The 4,321-nt window shown below is 28.6% G+C and carries 4 protein-coding genes; 2 read left to right on the forward strand and 2 right to left on the reverse strand.

The genetic code is table 11. The annotated features are described in order from the left end of the window. On the forward strand, nucleotides 1-765 hold a 765-nt coding region (locus E6A48_RS09845; RefSeq protein ID WP_219710036.1), incomplete at its 5' end, for a hypothetical protein. A 76-nt stretch (nucleotides 766-841) separates the two neighbouring features. Here the strand turns inward: E6A48_RS09845 and E6A48_RS09850 are convergent. Beyond that, entirely contained in the window at nucleotides 842-2,314 is a 1,473-nt protein-coding gene (locus E6A48_RS09850) for a 4Fe-4S dicluster domain-containing protein (RefSeq protein WP_219710037.1), read from the reverse strand. Between the two features lie 303 nt (nucleotides 2,315-2,617). Between E6A48_RS09850 and ald the strand changes: the two genes are divergently transcribed. After that, entirely contained in the window at nucleotides 2,618-3,727 is a 1,110-nt protein-coding gene (gene ald / locus E6A48_RS09855) for an alanine dehydrogenase (protein WP_219710038.1), read from the forward strand. Between the two features lie 170 nt (nucleotides 3,728-3,897). On the opposite strand, the gene E6A48_RS09860 is transcribed toward ald, so the two are convergent. Then, on the reverse strand, nucleotides 3,898-4,321 hold a 424-nt coding region (locus E6A48_RS09860), incomplete at its 5' end, for an RtcB family protein (RefSeq protein ID WP_219710039.1).

Below are 4,321 nucleotides of genomic sequence, written 5' to 3' on the forward strand. Positions count from 1 at the left end.
TTTTTATATAATGCATTTAATATATTAGACGGAGATTCTCAAGAGTTTATTCTAAAAGAGGATAAAAAAAACTTTTTAGACTTTTACGACAATTTCATAAGAAGTCAATTTAAAAAAACAGAGGGGTCTTTTAATTTAGAAATACCTAATTTTGAAAATACAAAAATCAATTTAGAAACATCCATAAATAATTTAATTGATAGTGAGATAACTTTTAAATTTACAAATTTCCATGCATCTATGATAAATTGGAAAGGAAACAGAGCATTATATAATGCATTCTATTTTGGTATTCCTAAAGGCTATTTAACTGTGCCAGGAAGTGATAATACTATAGACGAAAGGAGTTCTATTTTAATTTTCAATACTGTAGGTAGGATTCCATCAAGATATATGCATAATATGATAATGGCATTAGTATACTCTTCATATAGTACAAAGCCAATACCTATACTTATATATGATAGTAAACCAGAATCTCAAAATTCAAAAATTATAAAAATATTATATAGAAATAAATGGTATGTATATAATACTTTTATATCTCATCAATACAAAGACAGTATAGATTTTTATTCTAAAGAATTAGGTTTTAGTTTAGTATTCAATCTCACAGGTAAAGAAAACAAAGATACATTTGGAAATTTTACTAAAGTAGATAATACTATATCTTTAGGAATTTTGAATGGTTATATTACTATTGATAATGAGCAATTAAATATCAATGGAAATGCTATAAAAGAATCTATGCATAGTGTATTTTAATATGATTTCTATTATATAAAAAAGCACATATTATTTTTATAATATGTGCTTAAAAAATTATTTAATAATATAATATTTATTCTTTATTTAATTCTTTACCAGTAGAAGCATATTTCTGTAATAAAACAGTAGCTGCCTTAGGATTCTTAACAACACAAGGTCCTCCCACACAACCGCCATTACAAGCCATAACCTCAACTAAATTTGGAGTATCATCAGTAACAGGAGTTTCTCCAGATTGCACTTTACCATAGGCTCTTAATTGTTTCATACCCTCTTTATCAAGACCATTGATAACAGCAGCTTTTAATTTCTCAGGGTGTTTTAATCTTATTTTAACAGCCTCAGCAACTCCACCACTCATAGCATATTTTCTTCCAGAAGCAGTAGGAACATCTCCTATATCTAAATCAGGCTCTTTAGTAACATCAGTTCCAGTAGCTATAAATAAAGCATCAAGCTCTTCCATAGATAAACAATAATCTACTAAATCATCATCAATGCTCTCTCTTCTTTTAGCAAGACAAGGTCCTATAAATACATTAACAGCATCAGGGTCTTCAGCATGCATCATTTCAGCAGTATAATGCATAGGAGTTCTAGTTTCAGATACACAAGGAACTAACTCAGGTACATGTTTTCTAACTGCCTTAACATAAGCAGGACAACAAGAAGTAGTCATTAACTTATCTCCCCTCTCCATTCTCTCTTCAAATTCAGCAGCTTCTCTATCAGAAGTAACATCAGCCCCCAAAGCAACTTCCCATACTTTATGAAATCCTATCTTTAATAAAGCACTTTTTAATTGTCCAGGTTTAGCATTAAATTGTGACGCTATAGCAGGAGCATACATTACATTAACCTTTTTATCAAATTTCAAATGTTTAAGCACATCTAAAAGCTGTCCCTTATCCATCATAGCACTAAAAGGACATTCTCTCATACAATTACCACAGAATATACATTTGTGATAATCAATAACTTCTTTACCCTGTTCATTTTTATTAATAGCACCAACAGGACAAGATTCTTCACATGGAACAGGTATGTAAATAATAGCATGATAAGGACAGTTCTTTAAACATAATCCGCAGTTAATACATTTACTGCTGTCTATATAAGCCCTCTTCTCATCTAATATAGTAATAGCATTTTTAGGACAGTTCATCATACAAGGTCTAGCTAAACAAGCCTGACAAGCATCTGTAACCATAAAATTAGCTCTAACACAAGCATTACAAGCTTCATCAAGTACTGTAAGCATAGGCCAAGTAGGTTTTTCTCTCTCTAATGCCAACTTAGCATATTCTGACAAAGGGATACCGCTATCTTCTTTACCTTCAACACTTATTCCAAGTCTTGCAATTATTCTGTTTTTTATTATCTCTCTATCATGATAAATACAACATCTTATTGATTTACTATCTCTTGGTATTATTTCCATAGGCATTCTATCAATTTCTTCTATTAATCTATCCTCTATAAAAAGCGTAGTTATTCTTACAAGAATATCTTTTTTTAATTGAGCGGCATTATTATTAATATTCATATACTCTCCAATTATATATTTTTATATAATTATAACTTAAATAAGTATTTTTTCAAGTTATAATTGCATTAATAGTACAAAATAAGTATAAAAACGAACAAATAATAAAAAAATGATTACAAATAAGATATATCACAAAATAAAAAATATTCTTAATCTTAAAAGAACATTAAAACAATCAACAAAACAAACAAATAAACATTTAATATTTTTTATTGAACTTCTTGACAACTAATATAAAAATAACTATATTATTTATGTGCTTTTTTTAAGCTAATTATTTTATTGGAAAAGGAGTTTTTTATGCTTATAGGCTGTCCAAAAGAAATAAAAAATCAAGAATATCGTGTTGGTTTAACACCTTCAAACGTTGCTGATTATGTTGCCAATGGACATAAAGTAATTATGGAAAGTGGTGCCGGAATTGGTTCAGGATTTACAGATGATGAATATAAAAAAGCTGGTGCTGAAATAGCTGATAAAAAAAGAGTATTTGAAGCAGAAATGATAATAAAAGTAAAAGAACCTATAGAAAGCGAATACGAATATTTCAAAGAAAATCAAATACTTTATACATATTTGCATTTAGCTGCAGATAAGCCTTTAACAGATATGTTATTGAAAAAGAAAATAAAATCTATTGCTTATGAGACAATGAAGGATAATTTAAATCAATTACCTTGCTTGGCACCTATGAGTACTATTGCAGGAAGATTATCTATACAAGAGGCGGCTAAATATTTAGAAAAGAAATTTGGGGGCGAAGGAATATTAATGGGTGGAGTTCCTGGTGTACAAAAGGCAAATGTTGTAATACTTGGAGCTGGAGTTGTAGGACTTAATGCTGCACAAATAGCTATGGGAATGGGAGCTAATGTATCTATTACAGATGTTAATCTTACAAGATTAGCTTATATAGACCAATTATTTAATATGAGAATAAATACATATTTTAGTGCTCCTTCTACTTTAGAAAATCTATTTAAGACTGCTGATGTTGTTGTGGGAAGTGTTTTAATACCTGGTGCAAAAGCTCCTAAACTTTTAAGAAAAGAGCATTTAAAAATGATGAAAAAAGGTGCTGTTATAGTGGATGTAGCAATAGACCAAGGCGGCTGTTTTGAAACTTCAAAAGCTACTACACATGATGACCCTATATATATATTAGATGATGTTGTGCATTATTGTGTTGCCAATATGCCTGGTGCTGTACCAAGAACTTCTACAATAGCATTAACTAATGCAACCACACATTATGGAGTTATGTTAGCAAATCAAGGTTTAGAAGAAATCTGTAAAACTAATAATACTCTTCTTACAGGATTAAACACTTATGATGGAAAATGTACTTTCAAAGGTGTAGCAGATGCATTTGGTTTAGAATATGTTGAACCTTTAAAAGCATTAAAATAAATATATAAATAAAATTATTAAATAAAATAAATTATAAAAAAGCAGGGAATTTTCTCTGCTTTTTTTAATTAAAACTTTTTATTAAAATATATTTAAATATTTATATACAATTTTATTAATATCTGTGAATCCTATAGAAAATAAAAGCATATATAAATTTATTTAAATAATCAAGAAGTTGATTTTATATTAAGAATAGGCTTTAATCTATCTATAATTTTTACTGTGGGATATATTGATTCTTCTATTTGCTTAGGATTTTTATAAGCTTGAGGCGATTCATCTAAGGTATTTTTGCATACGCTGCTTGAATAAATTCCTTTCATAGATTCTATAAACTCATTCATATCTAATTGTTTTTTTGCCTGCATTCTTGATAAAACTCTGCCTGCTCCATGAGGTGCTGAATAATTCCAATCTTCATTGCTCTTTCCCTCGCATATTAATATACCATCACGCATGTTAAAAGGTATTATCATTTTTTCACCTTCATAACTTCTTATAGCTCCCTTTCTTATAATAAAATCTTCAAAATCTATAAAATTATGTACAGATGAAAAAGTATATTCTATTTTTATATTTAATAAATCTTTT

Source organism: Brachyspira pilosicoli, assembly GCF_019402445.1.
GTDB lineage: Bacteria > Spirochaetota > Brachyspiria > Brachyspirales > Brachyspiraceae > Brachyspira > Brachyspira pilosicoli_B.

What these genes read in the sequence shown, in the direction of transcription:
- E6A48_RS09850 (WP_219710037.1), bottom strand. Translation starts at nt 2,314, where the DNA reads ATGAATATTAATAATAATGCCGCTCAATTAAAAAAAGATATTCTTGTA.
- ald (WP_219710038.1), top strand. Translation starts at nt 2,618, where the DNA reads ATGCTTATAGGCTGTCCAAAAGAAATAAAAAATCAAGAATATCGTGTT.